20 protein-coding genes and 1 tRNA gene are annotated in these 23765 nt (G+C 31.8%); 11 read left to right on the forward strand and 10 right to left on the reverse strand.

Annotated elements, in window-relative coordinates:
• Positions 1–356: 356 nt before the first annotated feature.
• The 9 genes from HBB17_RS11325 to dnaA form a co-directional block, all read right to left on the reverse strand.
• Positions 357–444, reverse strand: a tRNA-Ser gene (locus HBB17_RS11325).
• 529 nt (positions 445–973) lie between these two features.
• Positions 974–1531, reverse strand: a complete 558-nt coding sequence (locus HBB17_RS11330) for a Fe-S-containing hydro-lyase (protein WP_167957611.1) — start codon at positions 1529–1531, stop codon at positions 974–976.
• Between the two features lie 495 nt (positions 1532–2026).
• Positions 2027–2869, reverse strand: a complete 843-nt coding sequence (locus HBB17_RS11335) for a fumarate hydratase (RefSeq protein WP_167957612.1) — start codon at positions 2867–2869, stop codon at positions 2027–2029.
• Between the two features lie 149 nt (positions 2870–3018).
• Positions 3019–5631 (reverse strand): DNA gyrase subunit A, encoded by a 2613-nt coding sequence (gyrA, locus tag HBB17_RS11340; protein WP_167957613.1) that lies wholly within the window; start codon positions 5629–5631, stop codon positions 3019–3021.
• A 45-nt stretch (positions 5632–5676) separates the two neighbouring features.
• Positions 5677–7587, reverse strand: a complete 1911-nt coding sequence (gene gyrB / locus HBB17_RS11345) for a DNA topoisomerase (ATP-hydrolyzing) subunit B (RefSeq protein WP_167957694.1) — start codon at positions 7585–7587, stop codon at positions 5677–5679.
• A 42-nt stretch (positions 7588–7629) separates the two neighbouring features.
• Positions 7630–8730 carry a DNA replication/repair protein RecF gene (gene recF, locus HBB17_RS11350; RefSeq protein WP_167957614.1) on the reverse strand — a complete coding sequence of 367 codons (1101 nt, stop codon included), beginning with the start codon at positions 8728–8730 and terminating at the stop codon, positions 7630–7632.
• 54 nt (positions 8731–8784) lie between these two features.
• Positions 8785–8994: an RNA-binding S4 domain-containing protein gene (locus HBB17_RS11355; protein ID WP_167957615.1), complete on the reverse strand. Its 210-nt coding sequence runs from the start codon at positions 8992–8994 to the stop codon at positions 8785–8787.
• A gap of 41 nt (positions 8995–9035) precedes the next feature.
• Complete coding sequence (gene dnaN / locus HBB17_RS11360; protein WP_167957616.1) at positions 9036–10145, reverse strand: DNA polymerase III subunit beta; 1110 nt, start codon at positions 10143–10145, stop codon at positions 9036–9038.
• A gap of 262 nt (positions 10146–10407) precedes the next feature.
• Positions 10408–11772, reverse strand: coding sequence for a chromosomal replication initiator protein DnaA (dnaA, locus tag HBB17_RS11365; RefSeq protein ID WP_167957695.1), 1365 nt, complete (start codon positions 11770–11772; stop codon positions 10408–10410).
• Positions 11773–12449: 677 nt separating this feature from the next.
• Here dnaA and rpmH point away from each other — a divergent pair.
• The 9 genes from rpmH (at position 12450) to HBB17_RS11410 (ending at position 20082) form a co-directional block, all read left to right on the forward strand.
• Positions 12450–12584, forward strand: a complete 135-nt coding sequence (gene rpmH / locus HBB17_RS11370) for a 50S ribosomal protein L34 (RefSeq protein ID WP_167957617.1) — start codon at positions 12450–12452, stop codon at positions 12582–12584.
• A 127-nt stretch (positions 12585–12711) separates the two neighbouring features.
• On the forward strand, positions 12712–13062 hold the full coding sequence (gene rnpA, locus HBB17_RS11375; RefSeq protein ID WP_167957618.1) for a ribonuclease P protein component: 351 nt from the start codon (positions 12712–12714) through the stop codon (positions 13060–13062).
• Entirely contained in the window at positions 13059–13271 is a 213-nt protein-coding gene (gene yidD / locus HBB17_RS11380) for a membrane protein insertion efficiency factor YidD (RefSeq protein ID WP_167957619.1), read from the forward strand. Before rnpA ends, yidD begins: the two co-directional genes overlap by 4 nt.
• Positions 13272–13290: 19 nt before the next feature.
• Positions 13291–14541, forward strand: coding sequence for a YidC/Oxa1 family membrane protein insertase (locus HBB17_RS11385; protein WP_167957620.1), 1251 nt, complete (start codon positions 13291–13293; stop codon positions 14539–14541).
• A 2-nt stretch (positions 14542–14543) separates the two neighbouring features.
• Positions 14544–15302, forward strand: coding sequence for an RNA-binding cell elongation regulator Jag/EloR (jag, locus tag HBB17_RS11390; protein ID WP_167957621.1), 759 nt, complete (start codon positions 14544–14546; stop codon positions 15300–15302).
• Between the two features lie 88 nt (positions 15303–15390).
• The gene (gene mnmE, locus HBB17_RS11395; RefSeq protein WP_207717345.1) at positions 15391–16767 is read left to right on the forward strand and encodes a tRNA uridine-5-carboxymethylaminomethyl(34) synthesis GTPase MnmE; all 1377 of its coding nucleotides are present in this window, start codon (positions 15391–15393) and stop codon (positions 16765–16767) included.
• A gap of 181 nt (positions 16768–16948) precedes the next feature.
• Positions 16949–18832 carry a tRNA uridine-5-carboxymethylaminomethyl(34) synthesis enzyme MnmG gene (gene mnmG / locus HBB17_RS11400; protein ID WP_167957623.1) on the forward strand — a complete coding sequence of 628 codons (1884 nt, stop codon included), beginning with the start codon at positions 16949–16951 and terminating at the stop codon, positions 18830–18832.
• 11 nt (positions 18833–18843) lie between these two features.
• Complete coding sequence (rsmG, locus tag HBB17_RS11405) at positions 18844–19563, forward strand: 16S rRNA (guanine(527)-N(7))-methyltransferase RsmG (RefSeq protein WP_167957624.1); 720 nt, start codon at positions 18844–18846, stop codon at positions 19561–19563.
• A gap of 30 nt (positions 19564–19593) precedes the next feature.
• Complete coding sequence (locus HBB17_RS11410; RefSeq protein WP_167957625.1) at positions 19594–20082, forward strand: GNAT family N-acetyltransferase; 489 nt, start codon at positions 19594–19596, stop codon at positions 20080–20082.
• 111 nt (positions 20083–20193) lie between these two features.
• On the opposite strand, the gene HBB17_RS11415 is transcribed toward HBB17_RS11410, so the two are convergent.
• Complete coding sequence (locus tag HBB17_RS11415) at positions 20194–21144, reverse strand: alpha/beta fold hydrolase (protein WP_167957626.1); 951 nt, start codon at positions 21142–21144, stop codon at positions 20194–20196.
• 509 nt (positions 21145–21653) lie between these two features.
• Here HBB17_RS11415 and HBB17_RS11420 point away from each other — a divergent pair.
• Positions 21654–22715, forward strand: coding sequence for a sensor histidine kinase (locus HBB17_RS11420; RefSeq protein ID WP_167957627.1), 1062 nt, complete (start codon positions 21654–21656; stop codon positions 22713–22715).
• Between the two features lie 107 nt (positions 22716–22822).
• Positions 22823–23467, forward strand: a complete 645-nt coding sequence (locus tag HBB17_RS11425; protein ID WP_167957628.1) for a response regulator — start codon at positions 22823–22825, stop codon at positions 23465–23467.
• The last annotated feature ends 298 nt before the right edge of the window (positions 23468–23765 follow it).

Genomic DNA, 23765 nt, shown 5'->3' on the forward strand with positions numbered 1-23765 from the left:
GCATGTGTTAAGCACGCCGCCAGCGTTCATCCTGAGCCAGGATCAAACTCTCATGTTTAAGTTTATCAAACAATTTGTTTAATCTTTTTCAGAATCAACTAACCAAACTGGCTTATTGTTTCCGTTTTTAGCTTTTAAAGCTAAATTACTTTGTGTACTGAAAGTACTATATATTTGAAAATGTTTTTCGTATCATTTGATACGATTGAATTTTCAGGGTTGTTTTATTATTCAATTATCAAAGTTCTTATTTTGCTCGCTCGCCTTTTGGCGTGTCAGCGAATAATAGTTTATCACATTCGTTTTTGTTTGTCAACACTTTTTTTATTTTTTTTGACATCGCATTTAATATTAAACGGAGAAAGAGGGATTTGAACCCTCGCGCCGCGCAAACGACCTACACCCTTAGCAGGGGCGCCTCTTCAGCCACTTGAGTATTTCTCCATGTCTGAACTCGAAGTTCAATATTTAATTAAATGCGTCGAACGCAAGAACTAGTATAGCAAAGCTTAAAACATTTGTCAACGCCTTTTTAATAATTTTTTTAATTTTTTGAATTATATACGAAATAAATGCATATGACACGATTTAAGTAAAACTAATTTAAATACTTCAACTTAAGTTTATAATACAATATGCTTTCATTCACTACATTGTCTACATAATAAAATACCTCGGCTATATTTAAAAAGCACATAATGATTATTCTCAAAAAAAAATTTAACAACTTAATTTTGTACATTAATAGTCTGAAATCATATCTTTAGCTTTATATTTGCTATACTTTATATTTGAATACTATTTGTAATCTACTATGATGTACGTACGCACATTGTCCCCTTTTACATAGTGTATCTCGTTAATAGTTAGAATAACCAAAGAGAAAATATTTATGCAAGTATATTTTAATACTTCTATATATTGTTTATCACTAACCATTACTTGTTACTTACATAGTTCTATTTTGTATTCTCTAGTTTTCAATTTGTATATATTCATTAATAGCTGACTCATATAAATTGTTTCCCTTTGAATCAATTACTACAATTACTGGAAAATCTTTTACTTGAAGGCAACGAACTGCTTCTGTACCAAGATCATCATATGCTATAACAGTTGACTTGGTAATACATTTTGATAATAAAGCACCTGCTCCACCAACTGCTGCAAAATAAACACAACCGTTTTCTTTCATAGAAGCAATAACTGCTGTACTTCTTTTTCCTTTACCAATCATGCCTTTTAGTCCATTTTCCATTAATAATGGTGCATACTTATCCATTCTACTACTAGTAGTTGGCCCCGCTGAACCAATGACTTTATTTTCTCTCGCAGGTGTCGGTCCCAAGTAATAAACTATGTTATTCTTTAAGTCAAATGGAATCTGCTCGCCATTTTCTAAACTTTCATAGATTCTTTTATGTGCAGCATCTCTTGCTGTATAGATAGTACCCGTAATATAGACATAGTCTCCTGCGCATAATGTGTTGACTACTTCTTCTGTTAGTGGTGCATTAATATGTTTTGTCATATTATTCTACATGCAAAGTTATTCTATAAATAACGTACGCATGTCTCCTTTCATAATCATTTATTCTTTTGCTTATTCTAAAAATGTAAAATATAAAATTAAAATTAAACGAAGTTTAAAATACTTGAGTAGACTTTCAATTACTTATTCTCTTAGCAATGCCATCAAATAATTCACTAACCAATACATACTAGCAATACATAATGAATGATCATTATAATATATATCAATATAATAAACGATTTCATAATTAGCAATTAGTATAATAAATGATTAACATAATAAACAATCAATATAATTAACTATTAATATATTAAACAATCAATATATGACTGCCTAAAATATATATTTTCAATATAGATTAGATTAGTATATATAAAAATTGGTACTATATAATAAAATTAGTACTATATAATAGATAAATAATCTGATGTATGATAATACGTCTATCTCACTTTTTATATTAGATTTTAATTCAATTAAATAACCATTACTCTATATAACTCTATTTGCATGTCTATTTACATGACAACAAATATTAATTGCTACAGGAAGTCCTGCTATATGTGTAGGATATGTTTCTACATTTACACCCAATGCAGTAACTCTACCACCTAGCCCTGCTGGTCCAATTCCTTGTTTATTAATCTTTATTAAAAGTTCTTCTTCTAAGTCTTTTACATATTCTATTGGTGAACGTTCTTCTAAGTTTCTTGTTAATGCTTTTTTTGCTAAATACGTACATTTTTCAAAACTTCCACCGATTCCTACACCTACAACCATTGGCGGACAAGCATTTGGTCCAGCTAATTGTACCGTTTCAAGCACTGCTGCCTTTACCCCTTCAATACCATCAGCTGGCTTTAACATATACACACGACTCATATTTTCACTTCCAAACCCTTTTGGTGCAACCGTGATTTCAATATGATCACCAGGTATGATTTCATAATGTATAATAGCAGGTGTATTATCATTCGTATTTTCACGAATCAATGGATCTTTTACTACAGATTTTCTTAAATAACCTTCTCTATATCCTTGTCTAACACCTTCATTAATCGCATCTTCTAAATTGATGCCATCAATATGTACGTCTTGTCCTATTTTTATAAATACGATTGCCATACCTGTATCTTGACAAATTGGAATTTGTTCTTCTCTCGCTATGTTAATATTCTCTTTAAGTTGATCTAATATCTGTTTTCCAATTGGTGATTCTTCTTTGTTTGGTGCTTGTAGAATAGCCGATTCCATATCTTTGGATAAGTTATAATTTGCCTCAATACACATTTCTTTTATGTTTTTTATTATTTCATCTGTATGAATACTTCTCATGATCCTATACCTTTCTAATTGCTTAGTTTTTGGTTTTATCCATTTTACAATACCATTGAATGATTATTTATGCAAGTCTGCTAATTTATTACTTGGAAAAAGAGGACTACTGTATGTTTCAATAGTCCTCTTTTTTCTTAAATATATGCTTAATTTGGATCTGTTTGATTATCGAGTTCTTCGTCTTCTAGCTCTTGGTTTTCTAACTCTTCCATATTTTCTTCTGTACTTTCATACGTTTCAACAATAGAATCATTTTCTTCCTCTTGCAATTGATCTTCTAATTGACGAATAAGCGCATCTTCGTTGGTATTTTCACTTTCTTTAACTTTTGCAAAGCTTGCTACCGTTATATCTTTATCTGTATCCATATTAATTAACTTAACACCTGATGTAATTCTACCAAGTACAGATATTCCATTAACCATAAGACGTATTACAATGCCTTCTGTCGTAATAATAATGATTTCATTTTCTTCATCTACAGCTTTAACACCTATTACATCTCCAGTCTTCTCTGTTACTTTGTAACATTTAACACCTTTACCACCACGATGCTGTACTGTAAACTCATCCATATCTGTTCGTTTACCCATACCGTATTCTGAAACAAATAATAAATATTTTCCCTGTGTATTGAGCTGCATTCCAACGACTTCATCATCATCCGATAGATTCATACCAATTACACCCATTGATGTTCTTCCTGTTGGACGAACATCCTCTTCATTGAAGCGGATGCATATACCATTCTTCGTTACTAAGATAATATCTTTTTTACGATTTGTTGATTTTACTTCGATTAATTCGTCATCTTCACGAAGGTTAATTGCTTGAAGACCAGATTTTCTAATATTTTCATACTCGCGTATTGTAGTCTTCTTAACAATACCTTTCTTAGTGGCCATGAACAGATATCGATTATCTTTGTATTCTCGTAACGGAATAATTGCTGTTATCTTTTCTTCTGGTAGTAATTGAAGCAGATTTACAATTGCTGTTCCTCTTGCTGTTCTACTAGACTCTGGGATCTCATACGCTTTTAGACGATATACTCTACCTTTGTTTGTAAAAAACATAATGTAGTGATGTGTTGTAGTCATTAACAAATCAATAATAAAGTCATCCTCTAAGGTCTGCATTCCCTTAATTCCTTTGCCACCACGATGCTGACTCTTGAAATTATCAACAGTCATTCTCTTTATGTAGCCAAGGTTTGTCATTGCAATTACTGTATTTTCTTTTGGAATAAGATCTTCCATTGATAAATCATATTCATCATAACCAATAGAAGTACGACGATCATCCCCGAATTTGTCACGTGTAATTTCAAGTTCTTCTTTGATTACCGTAAGTAACTTCTTCTCATCACCTAAAATTGCCTTATATTCTGCGATTTTTTCTTCCAATTCCTTATATTCATTTTCTAACTTTTCTCTTTCCAAACCTGTCAAAGCACGTAATCGCATATCTACAATTGCTTGTGCTTGTACTTCTGTAAGAGCAAAGCGTTCTATTAATGCTTCTTTTGCAATTGAAACATTTTTCGAAGAACGAATAATACTAATAACTTCGTCTATATTATCAAGAGCAATCATTAATCCTTCTAAGATATGTGCTCTTTCTTCCGCTTTATTTAAGTCATATTGTGTACGTCTAGTTACAACTTCTTCTTGATGACGTAGATAGTGGTATAACATATCATGCAGATTCAATACCTTTGGTTCATTATTCACTAAAGCAAGCATAATTACTCCAAATGTATCTTGTAACTGCGTATGTTTGTACAATTGATTTAATAAGACATTGGCATTAACATCTTTTCTTAATTCTATACAGATTCTCATACCTGTACGGTCGGATTCATCACGTAATTCTGTAATACCATCAATCTTCTTATCACGAACCAACTCAGCGATTTTCTCAATTAACCGTGCTTTATTAACCATGTATGGAAGTTCAGAAACAACAATACGATGTTTACCATTGTTCATTGGTTCAATATCTGTAACTGCTCGTACTCGAATCTTACCACGGCCAGTACGATATGCTTCTTCAATTCCTCTTGTTCCTAAAATGGTTGCCCCCGTTGGAAAATCAGGGCCTTTTACGATTTGAAGTAACTCATCTATACTTGTATCCCGATCTTCTTGAACACGGTTATCAATTAATTTAATTACTGCATTGGTAACTTCTTTTAGGTTATGAGGTGGTATATTCGTAGCCATACCTACGGCAATACCAGAAGTACCATTTACCAAAAGGTTTGGAAACCGTGATGGTAAAACAACAGGTTCCCTTTCCGTTTCATCAAAGTTTGGTATAAAATCAACAGTATTTTTATTAATATCTGACAGCATTTCCATAGATATCTTGCTAAGACGGGCTTCTGTATAACGCATTGCTGCTGCTCCATCTCCATCCACAGAACCAAAGTTTCCGTGACCATCTACCAATGGATATCTAGTAGACCATTCCTGTGCTAAATTTACTAATGCTCCATAGATTGAGCTATCACCATGAGGATGATATTTACCCATGGTATCACCGACAATACGGGCACACTTACGATGTGGCTTATCAGGACCATTATTTAGTTCGATCATGGCATACAGTATTCTTCTTTGTACAGGCTTTAATCCATCTCTTACATCAGGTAAAGCTCTGGCGGCAATTACTGACATGGCATAATCTATATATGATGTCTCCATGGTCTTCTTTAAATCGACCTCATGAACTTTATCAAAGATATGTTCGTCCATTTGTATTCCTCCATAGTTGTGACTTTCCGTTATTTACAATAACTATTATATATCTAGATTTTTAACATACTTAGCATTTGCTTCAATAAAATCTCTTCTTGGTTCAACTTTATCTCCCATAAGAGTTGTAAATGTTAAATCAATTTCTGATGATGTATCTTCATCTATTGTAACACGTAATAAGATTCGTTTTTCTGGATCCATTGTTGTTTCCCATAGCTGCTCTGCATCCATCTCTCCAAGTCCTTTGTATCGTTGGATCTTATTATTCGTATCACGGCCAATTTCAAGAAGTATACGATTTAACTCTTCATCACTGTAAGCATAGTAGGTCTGCTTGTTCTTTTCTACCTTATATAGTGGTGGCTGAGCTAGATATACATATCCCTGTTTAATAAGTTCTGGCATAAAACGATATAAAAATGTTAACAATAATGTACTAATATGAGCACCATCTACATCGGCATCAGTCATAATAATAATTTTATGGTACCTTAATTTACTAATATCAAAATCATCCGATATTCCAGTACCAAATGCTGTAATCATTGCTTTAATCTCATTATTTACTAATATTTTATCGAGACGTGATTTTTCTACGTTTAATATCTTACCACGTAATGGTAATATAGCTTGTGTTGCTCTTGATCTTGCTGTTTTAGCAGATCCACCAGCGGAATCACCTTCTACGATGTAAATCTCACAATTTTTAGGATCCTTGTCCGAACAGTCCGCTAATTTACCAGGAAGACTCATTCCTTCTAATGCTGTTTTTCTTCGTGTTAGATCCCTAGCTCTTCTAGCAGCATCTCTGGCACGTTGTGCCAACACCGCTTTTTCGCAAATGATCTTAGCTACATTTGGATTTTGTTCTAAGAAGTAAGTTAATTGTTCACTAACAACTGAGTCAACAGCTCCCCTTGCTTCGCTATTTCCTAATTTTTGTTTCGTCTGTCCCTCAAACTGTGGTTCACCAATTTTAATACTTACAATTGCAGTTAAACCTTCTCTTATGTCTTCACCAGATAAATTTGCTTCGTTATCTTTTAAATATTTCTGTGATCTAGCATAATCATTAAATGTCTTTGTTAATGCATTTTTAAAACCAGCCAAATGTGTACCACCTTCTGGCGTTGTAATGTTATTAACAAAACTATAACAATTTTCTGTATAAGATGCATTATGCTGCATTGCAACCTCTACATACACATCATCTTTTTTTCCTTCACAATAGATAATACTATCATACAAAGCATCTTTGTGATGATTTAAGTAGTGAACATATTCCTTAATTCCACCTTCATAATGGAATTCACGAACCAATTGTTCTTCTTCACGATCATCTCTTAATATAATCTTTAAGTTTTTTGTTAAGAAAGCCATTTCACGTAATCGTTGTTTTAATACATCATAATCATAAACGGTTTCTTCAAAAATCTCTTTATCAGGAAGGAAGGTAACGGTTGTACCTGTTCGATCTGTTTCACCAATTACTTTAAGTGGATGCATTACTTTACCACGTTCATAACGTTGGTTATAGATTTTGCCTCCCGTATGGATATATACTTCCAGCCATTCGGATAATGCATTTACTACAGAAGCACCTACACCATGCAAACCTCCAGATACCTTGTATCCTCCACCGCCAAATTTTCCACCAGCATGCAATATTGTAAATACTACTTCAACAGCTGGAATTCCTTTTTTCGGATGAATTCCTATAGGTATACCTCTTCCGTTATCAACTACTGTTATGGAGTTGTCTTTGTTTATTGTTACGTCAATTGTATTACAGTATCCACCTAATGCTTCATCTACTGCATTATCAACAATTTCGTATACTAAATGATGTAGTCCCTTGGATGATGTACTACCAATATACATACCTGGTCTTTTTCTTACAGCTTCCAATCCTTCAAGAATCTGTATCTGATTAGCGCCATACTCTGTACCCATTTCTGTACTCATAACTATCCTCCTAATTTAATCGACTGTTAACTATTGTTCCTTTATATTGTTTTCCGCAGTAACACTTCCTTCTACTACTCTATACAATTTATCTATTTGGAATCGGTTTGTAACAAACTCCTCTAAACCTGTACAAGTAATTAATGTTTGTATACCTTCAATACTATTTAACAAATAATTTTGTCTATTTCGATCTAATTCTGATAAAACGTCATCTAAAAGAAGAATTGGTTCATCTTTTATCGTTTGACGAACTAATTCAATTTCGGCTAACTTCAAGGAAAGGGCTGCCGTTCTCTGCTGCCCCTGTGATCCATATTTTCGAATGTCCACATCTTTTACAGTAAAACAGATGTCATCCCTATGTGGGCCAACACTCGTTAATTTATAATATATATCTTTCTCTCGTTGTTTTTCTACCTTTGAATCCATATCTTCTGTTAATACGTTGGGTTCGTACTTGATAATTAATTCTTCTTTTCCACCCGATAACCTCTTATGTATATCGAATACAATCTTATTGAGTTCTTGAATAAACTGTTCTCTTCGAACAATAATACGCTTACCAAACTCACACAATTGCATATCCCATATACTAAGTGTTTCCAATAATTCTGTTTTAAAACTAATTTGTTTTAATAAATTATTTCTTTGGTTAATTATTTTATTATAGTTTGCCAGATCAGACAGGTATACTTTATCTAATTGACATAGTTCAAAATCTAAAAACCTTCTTCTATCACTTGGTCCATTTTTTATTATACTTAGATCTTCTGGAGAGAAAAATACAAGGTTTATAAGTCCAAAAAGTTCGCTTGACTTTCTTATTGGAACTCCATCAATTGCAACACCTTTTGGCTTATTCTTTTTAAGATGCATGTCTATACGATGAACAATAAGATTTTTCTCTATAAACATACGAATGTGAGATTCTTCCTGATTCAGTTGAATCATCTCTCGATCCTTACTTCCCTTGTGTGATTTTGTTGTCCCGGCTACATATACTGCTTCCAGTATATTGGTTTTTCCCTGTGCGTTATCACCATATAATATATTGGTACCATTTTTAAAATTTATAGAAAGCGTTTTATAATTTCTAAAATTACTTAGTTCTAGAGACTTAACAAACATTTTAACTCCTATCTATATTGTAAGACAATATAGTCTTAAGGATCCTCTGCCAACTTACTGTGTAATTTTTATCTGTTCTCCATTGTACTCAACAACATCTCCAGCTACTAGCTTCTTACCACGTTGGTATTCTACTTTATTATTTACTTTTACTAGTCCATCTTGAACAACGAACTTAGCATCTACTCCACTATCCACTAGTCCTGCTGCTTTCAATGCTTGTCCTAATTTAATATATTCTTCTCTTAGTTGAATTGTTTGCATCTTATCTCCTATCTGCAACAACGCGCTACTTTGTTGTTTGCTTATGCTACTCCACTAAAGTTAACTGGTAATATAAGATAAACGTAATTCTCCTCTTTATCCCGAATAAAACATGGTGCCTTAGGATTAAACAAATAGATGTCTACTTCCTCATCATCAATTACACGTAAAGCATCGATAAGGAATTTAGGATTAAATCCAATCATAATATCTTTTCCTTCTTTACGAATATCAATTTCTTCATTCATTGATCCAATTGAGGAATTGATCTTTAATTCCAAATCAGTATCTGTGATGTTTACAATGATTGGTTTCTTCTCAGATTCTTTTACCAATAAAGTTGCACGATCTATACAACTTAAGAATTCTTTCTTATTAATCGTTACTTTTGTTTCATAATCATTTGATAACATTTGATCAATTTTATAGAATTCTCCTTCTATAAGTCTAGATAAAACAGTCGTGTTATCAAACTCAAATAAAATGTGTTTATCAGAAATATAGATTTGCAACTCATCAGCAATTTCTCCTGACAAAATCTTGCTAATTTCTATTAATGTCTTTCCTGGTACGATCACTTTCATATCTTCATACTCTTGGTTCAGTTTAATATTACGTATTGAAATACGGTGACCATCCAAAGAAACTACTTCTAACTTGTCTTTTTTAATTTCAAAAAGCTCACCCGTCATAAGTTTATTGCTTTCGTTATCTGCTATAGAAAATACCGTTTGTCTAATCAACTCTTTTAATGTAAATTGCGATAAGATTACTGGTTTGTTCTTTGTTATCGTTGGTAAACCAGGAAATTCTTCTGAAGATTTTCCTAAAATCTCAAACTTAGATTTTTCACATGTAATAGTAGCTTTAAAATTAGAATCCGTTTGGATGGTCACATCATTCTCTGGTAATTTACGAACTATTTCAGAAAATATTTTAGCATTAATAGCGATAACACCAGTTTCTTCTACGCTGCCTTTAATAATTGTTTCGATACCAAGCTCCATATCATTGGCAATTAACTTGATTTGATCATTGGTTACTTCAATTACAAGACATTCAAGAATTGGCATAGTGGACTTCGTTGATACTGCTTTTAAAGCAATGTTAACTCCATTTAATAAATCACTTTTTGGACAAACGATTTTCATGTTGTGTATAACTCCCTTCAGGATAAAATGCATAGATATAATAATAAATACTTAGTAGTATTAGTAATAGGGGCTGTTTAAATGTTGATAAGTGTATTTTGAATGAGAAATAAGCTACTTTACGAACATAACAACTATGTGAATAGATTTAAAAAACAGATTGTATAAATTTTAAGTTATTCACAACGTCATTTCAAATTCAAAACAATACACACAAAAATAACAGGTTATTCACATAAGATTGTTAATAACTTGATAATAATTATTGAGGATTAATTTTCTTGCTTAATACTTCTATTGTATTCTGTAAGGTTGAGTCTTTGTCAAGGTCAGTTGTAATCTTATCAATACCATGTAAAACAGTTGTATGGTCGCGGTTTCCGAGTTTTTTACCGATATCAGAAAGGGATAACTCAGTCATCTTACGAGATAAATACATACAAATTTGGCGTGGGTAAGAAATGTTCTTACTCTTCTTTGTAGAATAGATATCTGTTTGTGATATATTAAAATGTTCTGAAGTCATCTCTACGATCAACTCTACAGTAATTTCCTTCTTATTATTTGGTGAAATTAAATCTTTTAGTACTTTTTCGGCTAATTCAACAGTAACATCTTTCTTTTCAAGTCTGGAAAAAGCCACAATTTTAGTTAAAGCACCTTCAAGTTCTCGAATATTAGATTTAATATTCGTAGCAATATACTTCATAACTTCATTATCAATCTGCAGACCATCCAACTCTTCTTTTTTCTTAAGAATTGCCATTCTAGTTTCATAATCAGGTGATTGGATATCAACGGTTAATCCCCATTCAAAACGAGAACGTAGACGTTCTTCTAATGTTTCAATATCTTTAGGTGGTTTATCAGAAGAAATAATGATCTGTTTTTTCGATTCATGTAAGGTATTAAAGGTATGGAAAAACTCTTCCTGCGTACTTTCTTTACCTATAATAAACTGAATATCGTCAATAAGCAAAACATCAATATTCCGGTATTTTTCGCGGAATTCTGCAGTTGATGAGTTTTCACTTCTATTACGAATGGCATCGATCAACTCATTCGTAAATGTCTCACTTGTTACATAAAGTACTTTACTAGAAGGATTGTGTTCTAATATAAAGTGTGCAATTGAATGCATTAAATGTGTTTTTCCTAGACCAACGCCTCCATAGATAAATAGAGGATTATATACTTCAGCAGGGGATTCTGCTACAGCTAATGATGCGGCATGAGCAAGATTATTATTAGTACCTACGACAAAAGTGTCAAAAGTATAACGTGGATTTAGGAAGGGATATTTGTTTTTCTGAGCGGAGTTATTTGGGTTACTGGCATCAGTTTTAACTACTTTTTTTGCTTCATTTGGAAGAACTATAGAAATTTCATAGCTCTTACCTGTTATTTCTTCAATAGCAACTTTAATTGGTATACCATACTTCTTACTTATAAAACTAACTCCGTCTTTCCCTAAATCAGGATTACTTAATATAGTAATTAAATTATCTTCAACGTCATATACTTTTAAAGGTGCTAACCAAGTACGAAATGAAACGTCTGTTATGTCATGAGTGAGCTTAACAGACATCAATATCTCGTCCCATTTTTCTTGAATTATGTTTTTCATCATAATCCCCCTAATTATAAATTTTCATATAACTATATATTATAACAAGATTCTTAAATTTTCAATGGCTATCTATACAAAATCTGTTGATGTTGTGGACAAACTTTGGTAACATAGTAATCAACCATCCAAAATCCACGACTTATCCACGGACCATCCAAATCTATTCACATCCTTGTGTATAATAAATCAAAAATATAAACATCCACGTAAATATTAGCCGTTTGCATGTTTTTTGTGTTATTTTTTAAATAATTAACCAAAAATCAAAAAGTTATCCACAAGTTATCCACAAAATGTTGATAACTTTTTGGATGGTAGGTGTGGATATAGTGTTTCGTTGCGTTTTTCCACAAATAAATCACAAACCATCCAAATAACTGTGTAAAAATGATGTAGAGAACAAGATATAATCTAAAAACCATCCAAAACCTTAAGATGAGTTTCTACTATAATAATGTATTTCTAAATACATGGTTCATGGATTCCCCTTCATTACTTATTAACATACCCGAACAACTTGATCTTACTGTATTAATTGTAAAGAAGATTTTTGTAAATAGGACTTGACGGAATCAAACAATGCTAATATAATAAACGTGATATTGTAATTTATCTTATAATAGAATAAATACGCTTACTATAAACAGTTGGGTATAACTAAGGAGGTGTTAAGAATGAAAATGACATTCCAACCAAAAAAGAGATCAAGATCTAAGGTTCATGGTTTCAGAAAAAGAATGAGCACTGCTAACGGAAGAAAAGTTCTTGCTAGCAGAAGAGCAAAAGGAAGACATAAATTATCAGCATAGGTCGCATTATTGTGACCTTTTTTCTCTATGAGCGGTTTTTGCGGTATGGTCGGAGGTCATAGAGAATAAAAGAACAGTTTAAGAACAGAGAATAGAAAACAAAGATTACATTTGTTAATAGGGGATTTTGAAATTGTCAGAATCATTGAAAAGTAATAGAGATTTTCAAAATGTGTATAAGAATGGAAAATCATTTGCCAATAAGTATTTGGTTATGTATGTTTTAAAAAATGAAAAGAATACATTACGGTTGGGAATATCGGTTAGCAAAAAAGTAGGTAACAGTGTTGTTAGACATCGAGTAACAAGACTGATCAGAGAGAGTTTTCGGTTGAACGATTACAAGTTTAATAGTGGTTTAGACATAGTTGTAATAGCTAGAGCGGGAGCAAAGGGAAGAGATTATCAGGAAATAAGTAGCGCAGTAAATCATCTAAGTAAACTGCATAAAATCGTAAAAGAGATGAATGAATCATGAAACGAATGTTAATATTTCTTATAAAAGTATATAGAAAATACATTTCACCCTTAAAAGGAAGGCCTACTTGTATATATACGCCTACCTGCTCTTTGTATGCATTAGAAGCATTACAAAAGTATGGTGCAATTAAAGGAACATATCTTGCTGTAAAAAGAGTATTAAGGTGCCACCCGTTTCATAAAGGTGGTTATGATCCGGTTCCTTAATCATGAGGAGGAATAACAAGTGACAAACTTATTTTTAACACAAAGTGGTGGTTTACTAGGTCCAATTGCAAGTTTACTTGGATGGATTCTGAATGTTATATATGAATTCTTAAGTATGTTTCATATTGAGAATGCTGCACTTTGTATCGTTTTATTCACATTTATTGTTAAGTCGTTAATGATACCATTAACAGTGAAGCAACAAAAATTTACTAAGATCTCATCGAAGATGAATCCAGAACTAATGAAAATTCAGGAGAAGTATAAAGGAAAACGTGATGAGATTTCCATGAGAAAACAACAACTTGAAACACAAGCTGTATATCAAAAGTACGGTGCCAGTCCAACAAGTGGTTGTTTACCAATGTTAATCACATTACCAATTTTATTTGCTTTATACCAAGTTATTTATAGAATTCCAGCTTATATTGGAGATATATATAATTTATATGAGAATATAGCAACAGGATTAAAAGATACACCAAATTTCGCAACTATTTTAGCAGATAACTTACATGTAACAGGATTGTCTGCTGATAGTAGCATTAAATCGATCATTGATGCATTAACGAAGTTTACGTCAGGAAACTGGTCAGAATTAGCGAAAGCTTTTCCGGGAATCAGCGATACAATTGCATCAAACTCAGACAAAATTATTCACATCAATTCCTTTGTTGGTGGTTTGAATATCGCGGATAATCCATTATCAAAAGCTATTCCAGGATTAATCGTGCCAATTTTAGCTGTTGCAACGCAATGGTATTCAACAAAACAAATGACAGCAGCGAATGGAATGGACAAGAATGCGCCAGGTGCTGCTAGTATGAAAGCAATGAATACATTTATGCCTTTATTCTCAGGTTTTATCTGTTTATCATTGCCAATTGGTATAGGTATATACTGGGTAGCTGGTTCGGTATTCCAAATCATACAGCAATTCGCGATTAACAAACATTTTGAAAAAGTAGATATTGATGAATTAGTTGAGAAGAGCGTAGAAAAAGCGAAAAAGAAGAAAAAACATGTGGACTATGAAGCAACCTTACAAGAACTTGCAAAAAAACAGACGAAGTCCATTGGAGATAAAGCAGGTGCTTACAACAACGTAACAAACAAGAAGAGTAGTATTAGTTCAAAGGCAAACTCCAGTGCAAGTTCAAAAGCAGATCAGACAGATACAAATGACAACAGAACGTATAAAGCAGGAAGTATCGCTGAAAAGGCAAATTTATTGAAAGGTATGAATAGCTCAGGTAAGGGGGAAAAGTAATCATGAATGAATGGATTGAGGTTACAGCAAAGAATGTGAATGAAGCATTAACTGAAGCGCTTATTAAACTTGAGACTACAAGCGATAATGTAGAATATGAAGTACTTGAAAAAGAATCAAATGGAATACTTGGTTTATTTAGTAAACCTGCTAAGATTAGAGTACGTAGTAAGAAGACAATGGAAGGTGTAGCAATAAACTTTTTAAAGAAAATCTTTCATGCCATGAGTTTAGATGTATCAATTAATGTGGATTATAACAAAGAAGAAGGTTATATGAATATTGATCTCAGTGGTGATGATATGGGAGTTTTAATCGGTAAAAGAGGACAGACTCTTGATTCATTACAATACTTGGTTAGTCTTGTAGTAAATAAAGAAAGTGATAGCTATCTCAAAGTTAAAGTTGATACAGAGAATTACAGGGAAAGAAGAAAAGAGACCCTTGAAAATTTAGCTAAAAATATCGCTTATAAGGTTAAAAGAACAAAACATTCCGTATCCCTTGAGCCTATGAATCCATTTGAAAGAAGAATTATTCACTCTGCCCTTCAGAATGATAAGTATGTGGAAACCCATAGTGAAGGGGAAGAACCATACAGAAGAGTTGTTATTACACTTAAAAAGTATACAAAAGAATACAAAGGTAGTTATAATAAAGAATATAGCTACAAAAAAGATTACAAGAAAGATTATAAAAAAGATTACAGTAAAGGATACGGAGCGAAACAAGCTGAAACAATTGCTGTAACAGAAGAATAAGAAACAGGGGCTGTAGCAAAAGTCATTTCGTACAATTGAAGATTTTGCGACAGCCCCTATTATGACATTAGAAAGGATTGTGTACACATTGAAAACAGATACTATCGCGGCAATTTCCACAGGTATGACCAATGCTGGAATCAGTATTGTAAGAATAAGTGGAGATGAAGCGTTCAATATCATAGACAAAATCTATTCCTCTCCAAAAGGAGATAAAAAACTATCAGAAGTTCCAAGTCATACAGTCCATTATGGATATATTTTGGATGGTGACAGAACAATTGATGAAGTTATGGTATTGGTTTTACGTGGACCAAATACGTATACAAGAGAAGATGTAATAGAGATTGACTGTCATGGTGGAGTAGTTGTTACGAAAAAAATATTAGAAACAGTTGTAAAGTATGGTGCAAGAGTTGCGGAACCAGGAGAATTCACAAAGCGTGCATTTGTAAATGGAAGAATTGATTTATCACAAGCAGAAGCAGTAATTGATGTAATTAATGCAAAAAATGAGTATGCACTCAGTAGTTCTCTTAGCCAGTTAAAAGGAAATGTACTAGGAAAAATAAAAGAGATAAGAGACTCTATTATTCATAATGTTGCATTTATTGAAGCAGCACTAGATGATCCAGAGCATATTGAAATTGGAAATTTTTCTGAAGAACTATTGATGAATGTTAATAGTAATCTTACAGTTTTAGATAAATTATTAGAGTCTGCCGATAATGGACGTTTATTAAGAGAGGGTATTAAAACAGTTATATTAGGAAAGCCAAATGCGGGAAAATCATCATTAATGAATGTTCTACTTGGTGAGGATCGTGCAATTGTAACCGATATTGCAGGAACAACAAGAGATACACTTGAAGAAACGGTGTCCATACACGGAATAACTTTAAATATTGTGGATACAGCAGGAATTCGTGATACAGCTGATGTTATAGAGAAAATCGGTGTAAAAAAAGCTCGAGAAAATGCAATGAATGCAGACTTAATCATTTACGTCGTGGATGGTTCAAGAGATTTTGATGAAAATGATTATGAAATAATGGAATTGATTAAAGAAAGAAAATGTGTTGTTCTGTTGAATAAATCCGATCTTAATATGAAGATTACGATAGAACAATTAGAGGAGTTAACGCATAAAACCGTGATCAAGATATCAGCCAAAGAGGGAACTGGTATAGAAGAATTTGAAACATGTATAAAGGAACTTTTCTATGAAGGAAAACTTAACTTTAATGATGAAATCTATATTACCAATGTAAGACATAAGGCCGCTATAGCAGAAGCAAAAGAAAGTTTACTTCAGGTAAAGAATAGTATATTGGATGGTATGTCGGAAGATTTCTTCTCTATAGATCTTATGAGTGCGTATAATACGTTAGGTTATATAATAGGGGAAATGGTAGATGATGATCTTGTAAATACCATATTTAAAGAATTTTGTATGGGAAAATAATATGTTATAATAAAAGTTTCAAATTAAGATTAGTTTTTAAGTAAGAATTAGAAGTAGAAGTTTGTAAAATAAATCAATAATAATACCACAAAATGAAACGATTGTGTGTAATGTAAAGACAAAGACCATCCATGGGGCCGTTAGGTTGGATGGTCGAGCAAGAAAGAAATGAGGAAGGATTATGTCATATACGTATGAAAATTACGATGTTGTTGTCGTTGGAGCGGGTCATGCAGGTTGTGAAGCAGCCTTAGCAAGTGCACGTATGTCATTAGATACATTAATGTTTACGGTAAGCGTTGACAGTATAGCGTTAATGCCTTGTAACCCCAATGTTGGAGGAAGCTCAAAAGGTCATTTGGTTAGAGAGATAGATGCCCTTGGTGGTGAAATGGGTAAAAATATAGACAAGACATTTATACAGTCCAAAATGTTGAATAAATCAAAGGGACCTGCTGTCCATTCACTAAGAGCACAGGCAGATAAACAAGATTATAGTCGAACCATGAGAAACGTCATTGAAAGTACAGAACACTTAACAGTAAAACAAGCAGAAGTTTGTGAAATATTGGTTGAGGATGGTAAGGTAAAAGGTGTAAAGACTTACTCTGGTGCAATATATCCATGTAAAGCTGTTGTATTAGCAACAGGGACGTATCTGAACGCACGTTGTATATATGGGGATGTTAGTAATTACACAGGGCCAAATGGATTATCAGCAGCGAATCATCTAACAGATTCATTAAAAAGTATTGGTATAGAAATGCAGAGATTTAAAACAGGTACACCTGCTAGAATTGATAAGAGATCAATTGATTTTAGCAAGATGGAAGAACAAAAAGGGGATGAAGAAATTGTGCCATTCTCTTTTACTAATACACCAGAAGAGTTAGAAAGACCACAAGTATCTTGTTGGTTAACTTATACTAATGAGACAACCCATCAAATTATTCGCGATAATCTAGATCGTTCTCCATTGTACTCAGGTAATATTGAAGGAACAGGTCCGAGATACTGCCCTTCAATTGAAGATAAAGTAGTACGTTTTGCAGATAAAGATCGACATCAAGTATTCATTGAACCAGAAGGAAATTACACGAATGAAATGTATATTGGAGGAATGTCAAGTTCATTACCAGAAGATGTACAATATAAGATGTATCGTAGTGTACCTGGTTTGGAAAATGCAAAGATAGTAAGAAATGCATATGCAATTGAGTATGATTGTATTAAACCAAATCAGTTAAAATCTACACTGGAGTTCAAGAAAATAGAAGGACTTTTCAGTGGTGGACAGTTTAACGGTAGCTCGGGATATGAAGAGGCGGCAGCGCAGGGATTAATTGCAGGAATTAATGCTGGGCTTAAAGTGCTAGGTAAAACACCAATCATTTTAGATCGTTCTGAATCATATATTGGTGTATTAATTGATGACCTTGTTACAAAAGAAAACAAAGAGCCTTATCGTATGATGACCTCACGTTCTGAATATCGGTTGTTATTAAGACAAGATAATGCGGATCTTAGATTGAGTAAAATTGGGCATCAAGTTGGATTAATTAGTGATGAGCGATATGAGGGAGTAGTTGAGAAAGAAAGATTAATTCAGGAAGAAATTGCACGTTTAGAGCAAACAACTATAGGAGCATCCAAGGAAGTACAAGAAATGCTTGAATCAAATGGAAGTACTCCTCTTAAGACAGGAACAAATTTGGCAGAATTAATACGTCGTCCTGAACTTTCCTATGAAAGTATTGCTTCAATTGATAAAGACAGAAAAGAATTAGCCCGTGATGTAATTCAACAGGTTAATATTAATATTAAATATGAAGGGTATATAAAAAGACAACTAAAACAAGTGGAACAATTTAAAAAGCTAGAATCAAAATTAATTCCTGAAGATATTGATTATGATGATGTTCATAGTTTACGACTTGAAGCAAAACAAAAGTTATCTTTAGTAAAACCACACTCTGTTGGTCAAGCTTCAAGAATAGCGGGTGTATCACCTGCAGATTTATCTGTTTTACTTGTTTATCTGTCAGCACATCATGTTAAAAAGTAATAGGAGAATGTATGAATAGAGAAGATATTGTAAAGCAGGCCATACAAAGTTTGGATTTAGAAATTTCAGATTTACAGGTACAACAATTTATTCAATATTATGAAATACTTGTAGAATGGAATTCTTTTATGAATCTAACAGGGATTACAGAATATGAAGAAGTGGTAATAAAACATTTTGTTGATAGTTTACTTTTGGTAAAAGCATATGACTTATCATCTGTAAAATCAATAATGGATTTGGGAACTGGAGCAGGTTTTCCGGGTATACCACTGAAAATTATGTATCCAGACATTGAGTTTGTATTATTGGATTCATTAAATAAACGTATTAAGTTTTTAAACGAAGTGATAAAGCAACTTAATTTAAAAAAAATAAGTGCTATACATGGTCGAGCAGAGGACTATGGTCGAGACAAAACGTATCGTGAAAAATTTGATTTATGTGTATCCAGAGCAGTTGCAAATTTAAGTACATTATCAGAGTATTGTGTTCCATTTGTAAAAAAAGAAGGTTATTTTGTACCTTATAAATCTGGTAAAATAGCAGAAGAAGTGGAAGCGGCGAAAAAAGCAGTATTGATTCTGGGAGCAGATATAGAAAAGGTGGTTCCATTAACATTACCAAACACGGATATTGAGAGATCTTTTGTAATTATTCATAAAGAAAAGGAAACAAAAAAGATATATCCTAGAATGGCTGGAAAACCATCTAAAGAACCATTAAAGTAGTTTTGTTGTATAGCAGAAAGAAGGAGTGTCATGTTAGAAGGAAAATATCTGATGATTGGCGATCCACTGAATGATGTTATAAACGTAAGAAAGCAAGTATGTGGGTTTGATCAACAAGACTCTATGGATACAGAAGCAATTCATGTTATAGTGTATGAAAACCATATACCAGTTGCATGCGGTCGTTTATTAATCGTACATGAAACATTTTTATTGGATGGTATATATGTTATCCAAGAGAAAAGAAACGAGAAAATTGGTGATTTTGTTGTACGATTATTAGTGGAAAAAGCATACTTGCTAAATACAGAAACAGTTAATGTGATTTGTGATTCTACAAATAAAGGTTTTTTTAGTAAATTAGGTTTTATTGAGATAAAAAGTATATTAACAGATTTAGCGTATGCAGTACAAGAAAAGGAAGATATTCCCTTCTGTATGCATATAGCAAAAGAAAAAGCAATATGTATGAAATTGGATGTTGTTAGTTTTAAGACAAATCATAAGTGTTGTAAATAAAAATATAGTATCCAATTGTTCTTATTTAAAAGAAAAACACTTCTTGATAAGAAAAAATACCTTTATAAGGTTCTTTAACTTATCGAAGAAGTGTTTTTTTATTAATTTAACCTATGAAAAAAATATTGTTATTAGTTGATATAGTTCTTCCGGATTTTCAATCCATGGGAGTCCTTTCGCTTTTTCGATTATACTTGTTTCAATTGAAGAATTTAGTTCATAATAGGAATCAAAAACTTCCTGATAGTTTACATATTCACTACCAGTTATAAAAGAGATGCTATTATTAATTGATTTTAATGCATGTATAATATTTAAATTCGTATAATAACAACGAATACTGGATTCAACATATCTGGATAATTCACCACTAAGGTGAGCAGCTTCGTTTCTGGATAAAATATAATTCTTTGTTATAGATGAAGATGTCCAAACTTGATTTTCCAAATTAGAAGCAAGAGATTTTTTACTATAGGTAATGTTATATAATAGATTTCCTATAATATAAGAATCATATAGTTTCTTCAACAAACGTTGCTTTTGTTGCGGTATTTTATTTAAAGTAGTTATACTTGGTGCATTAATAAAGAGAAGTTTATTAATAATTGTAGGATTGTAATTACATACAGTTAATCCTATTGTTGTTGATTTTCCAACACATATTAAATTTACTTTCTGTTTAACAACATGTTGAATAAAATCAGATAGTAGTTGAACAAATAAAAAGTTCGTATACGTAATTTTAGGTTTGTCTGACTTTCCAAAACCAATAAGATCAATGGTGTATACGGTATAATTCTTTTCAAGTCTGGATATGAGAGTCTTGAATTCGTAACTAGATTGGCTGGCATCTAAATCATGAACGAGCAGTACAGGCTCACCTTGTCCGTGTTTTGTGAAATATATTTTTCCAAAGCGCCATTCATAATAGTTGCTATTTGGTAAATATAATTTATCTTGCTTCGCTGCTAAATAAAATGTTAGCTTATTAATAAATATTGTAAAAGCAGCAACAGCAGCAGTTGTAAAGAGTGCGATGGAAACTTTCTTGTTTTTTTTCAACGAATATCCCTCTTTCTCTAAAGATCATTATGATATCTATAATTGTGATAAAATAACATAACTATAACAAGTATTACTTTATAACTGTAATGGAAATAAGGAAACTAAACCATTAATAAAAAAAGAATACAAGTTAATGATAATAAGTATAAAAGTCATTTTTAAAATGTAATAAAAAAACAAATAATACTATAATATTCTATAACAAAAAGATATTATTAAAATAATTTGCTAATATAAAAATTTATTTTTCATTTCTATAATTTATATTATATGCTAATTTTAATAGACTTACAATGCATTTTTGTATTTCTAAAAGAAAGTTTCTAGTGATAAAATGCTTTAAATAAATACTGAATTGTCGAAAAATTAACAATCTGAAATAAAAATAAAGATTCCGTAAAAAATTTCTTTAATAATTTCGAATTTTGTTATATTATAGTAGTATAAAAAGTATTTTATTTTTATTTTAAGAATAATTATGGCAAGCAATAAAGTGAGGTAATATAGTGAATTATAATAATCAAGATCATAATGCATTGAGTAATAGTCCTCTTATTGAAATAGCTGACTTTTTATTAATGGAAGCAAGAATGGAAAAAAAGAAAAATATTGATGAAATTAATGAAATCCAGTCTAACATTGATATATTACAAAAAGATATTGCAGCTATAGAGAAAAATGAATGTGAAAAAACAAAAGATATCTTTACTGTTAATAATCATGTAAACAGTAATGAAGAGAATAAAATGAGAAATGAGTTATTAATTTGGCAGCAGAGAGAAGAACAACTGCAAGTAGCATATGATAAAATATCAGATAAGGAAAAGAAAATGTCTGTTATAGCAAAGTACGTACAGAGAAAAGAAGAAGAACAGGAAGCAACCAATCAAACAAAATGTAGTGGTGATGTAGATGGATTAAAGCTTCTTGAAACACAAGAAATCGAAAGAAAGAGAATCGCAAGGGAATTACATGATACAACAGTACAAAATTTAACCAACTTAGTCCATAAGACCGAACTATGTACAAAGTTAGTGGACTTAGATCCTATAAGGGCGAAACTTGAATTACAAACAATGATACAAACGATAAAGTCAACAATTAATGATATGCGAAATATAATATATGATCTTCGACCAATGTCATTGGAGGATTTGGGATTGGTTATTACTGTTAAGAGATATATTAAGCAGTTCATTGATAGTAACAGAATAAAAGTAGAATTAAACGTTGAAAATGAAAGAAGTATTCAGTCGGATATTATTGATCTGACCTTATTTCGAATAATCCAAGAGGCATGTAATAACGCATTGAAACATGCCAAAGCTACAATAATACAAATCAATTTAATTTATAACGAAAATACAATTGACTTAGTGATTGAAGATAACGGCTGTGGGTTTAGCCAAAATAATTCTGTTGGAGAACAATATCGAATCAACCAAAGTATGTGTGGTTTTGGTTTATCTATGATGAAAGAGCGGGTAGGACTTTTGTCAGGAAAATTAGATATTACTTCAGAGGTAGGAACAGGAACGAAGATTAGTGTATGTGTACCAATAAAATAAAAGGAACTGCGTGTTTCATAACAAGCTGATCTACTTACATATTATAGAATTACATATAACACATAAATTCCTAATTATACAATCGATTAAAAAGGAGAGCGCACAGTATGGAACCTGTAAATATTATTATAATTGATGACCACTCGTTAGTTAGAGAAGGAATTAAGCAGTTACTAGAGTTAGATGGAGATATAAAAGTCATTGGAGAAGCGGGAAATGGAGAGGATGGTATTGAGTTAATTAAAACTACAAATCCAGATGTTGTACTTTTGGATATTAACATGCCTGTCATGAATGGCTTACAAATGCTTCAAAAATTAAAAGAACAAGAAATTAAAGTGAAAGTACTCATATTAACAATACATAATGAAATTGAGTACTTAGCAAAGGCTGTTGAAATTGGTATAAATGGTTATGTTTTAAAGGATTCTGACTCGGATGTATTAAAAAAAGCAATCTTCACAATATATGAAGGGGAAACTTATATTCAACCAAATTTAGCACCATTATTAAATGAAAAGATAAGCATTCAGGAAGAAAACGCTGTTCTTAATGATTTGACAAAACGAGAGATTGAAGTGTTAAAATTATTAGCAGAAGGGTTATTTAATAAAGAAATTGCTTATAAGTTATCGATCAGTGAAAAGACGGTGAAGAATCATGTATCAAACATTTTTAGAAAAATTGAAGTGTTTGATCGTACTCAGGCAGCAGTATTTGCAATAAAGAATAATTTGGTTGATTTATTTTAATTAAACGATAAAGAGTATAGGATTGTTATTATAAGAATTAAGCGAATATAGATCTATGATAACAATTCTATATTTATATTATTATATTTACAGAGATTTGTAACAGTGCTCTGTAACAGGAACTTCGAAGTAGTTAATGATAGAATCATATTCAAGCAAATAAAGACTAACAAGATAGCCATATGATAATATAAAAGAATTACCAGTTAATACTTAGTTAAAAATTTCAAAAAATTCTTATCAATATATACAATCTTTTTAATTGAAAAATCTTATTTATTTCCTCTTGAAAAAACTG

This window comes from Anaerosporobacter faecicola, from assembly GCF_012070565.1.
GTDB lineage: Bacteria > Bacillota > Clostridia > Lachnospirales > Lachnospiraceae > Anaerosporobacter > Anaerosporobacter faecicola.

What these genes read in the sequence shown, in the direction of transcription:
- gyrA (WP_167957613.1), bottom strand. Translation starts at nt 5,631, where the DNA reads ATGGACGAACATATCTTTGATAAAGTTCATGAGGTCGATTTAAAGAAG.
- dnaA (WP_167957695.1), bottom strand. Translation starts at nt 11,772, where the DNA reads ATGAAAAACATAATTCAAGAAAAATGGGACGAGATATTGATGTCTGTT.
- HBB17_RS11330 (WP_167957611.1), bottom strand. Translation starts at nt 1,531, where the DNA reads ATGACAAAACATATTAATGCACCACTAACAGAAGAAGTAGTCAACACA.
- HBB17_RS11425 (WP_167957628.1), top strand. Translation starts at nt 22,823, where the DNA reads ATGGAACCTGTAAATATTATTATAATTGATGACCACTCGTTAGTTAGA.
- HBB17_RS11410 (WP_167957625.1), top strand. Translation starts at nt 19,594, where the DNA reads ATGTTAGAAGGAAAATATCTGATGATTGGCGATCCACTGAATGATGTT.
- HBB17_RS11335 (WP_167957612.1), bottom strand. Translation starts at nt 2,869, where the DNA reads ATGAGAAGTATTCATACAGATGAAATAATAAAAAACATAAAAGAAATG.
- rsmG (WP_167957624.1), top strand. Translation starts at nt 18,844, where the DNA reads ATGAATAGAGAAGATATTGTAAAGCAGGCCATACAAAGTTTGGATTTA.
- jag (WP_167957621.1), top strand. Translation starts at nt 14,544, where the DNA reads ATGAATGAATGGATTGAGGTTACAGCAAAGAATGTGAATGAAGCATTA.
- HBB17_RS11355 (WP_167957615.1), bottom strand. Translation starts at nt 8,994, where the DNA reads ATGCAAACAATTCAACTAAGAGAAGAATATATTAAATTAGGACAAGCA.
- rpmH (WP_167957617.1), top strand. Translation starts at nt 12,450, where the DNA reads ATGAAAATGACATTCCAACCAAAAAAGAGATCAAGATCTAAGGTTCAT.
- yidD (WP_167957619.1), top strand. Translation starts at nt 13,059, where the DNA reads ATGAAACGAATGTTAATATTTCTTATAAAAGTATATAGAAAATACATT.
- recF (WP_167957614.1), bottom strand. Translation starts at nt 8,730, where the DNA reads ATGTTTGTTAAGTCTCTAGAACTAAGTAATTTTAGAAATTATAAAACG.
- gyrB (WP_167957694.1), bottom strand. Translation starts at nt 7,587, where the DNA reads ATGGGTACAGAGTATGGCGCTAATCAGATACAGATTCTTGAAGGATTG.
- dnaN (WP_167957616.1), bottom strand. Translation starts at nt 10,145, where the DNA reads ATGAAAATCGTTTGTCCAAAAAGTGATTTATTAAATGGAGTTAACATT.
- mnmG (WP_167957623.1), top strand. Translation starts at nt 16,949, where the DNA reads ATGTCATATACGTATGAAAATTACGATGTTGTTGTCGTTGGAGCGGGT.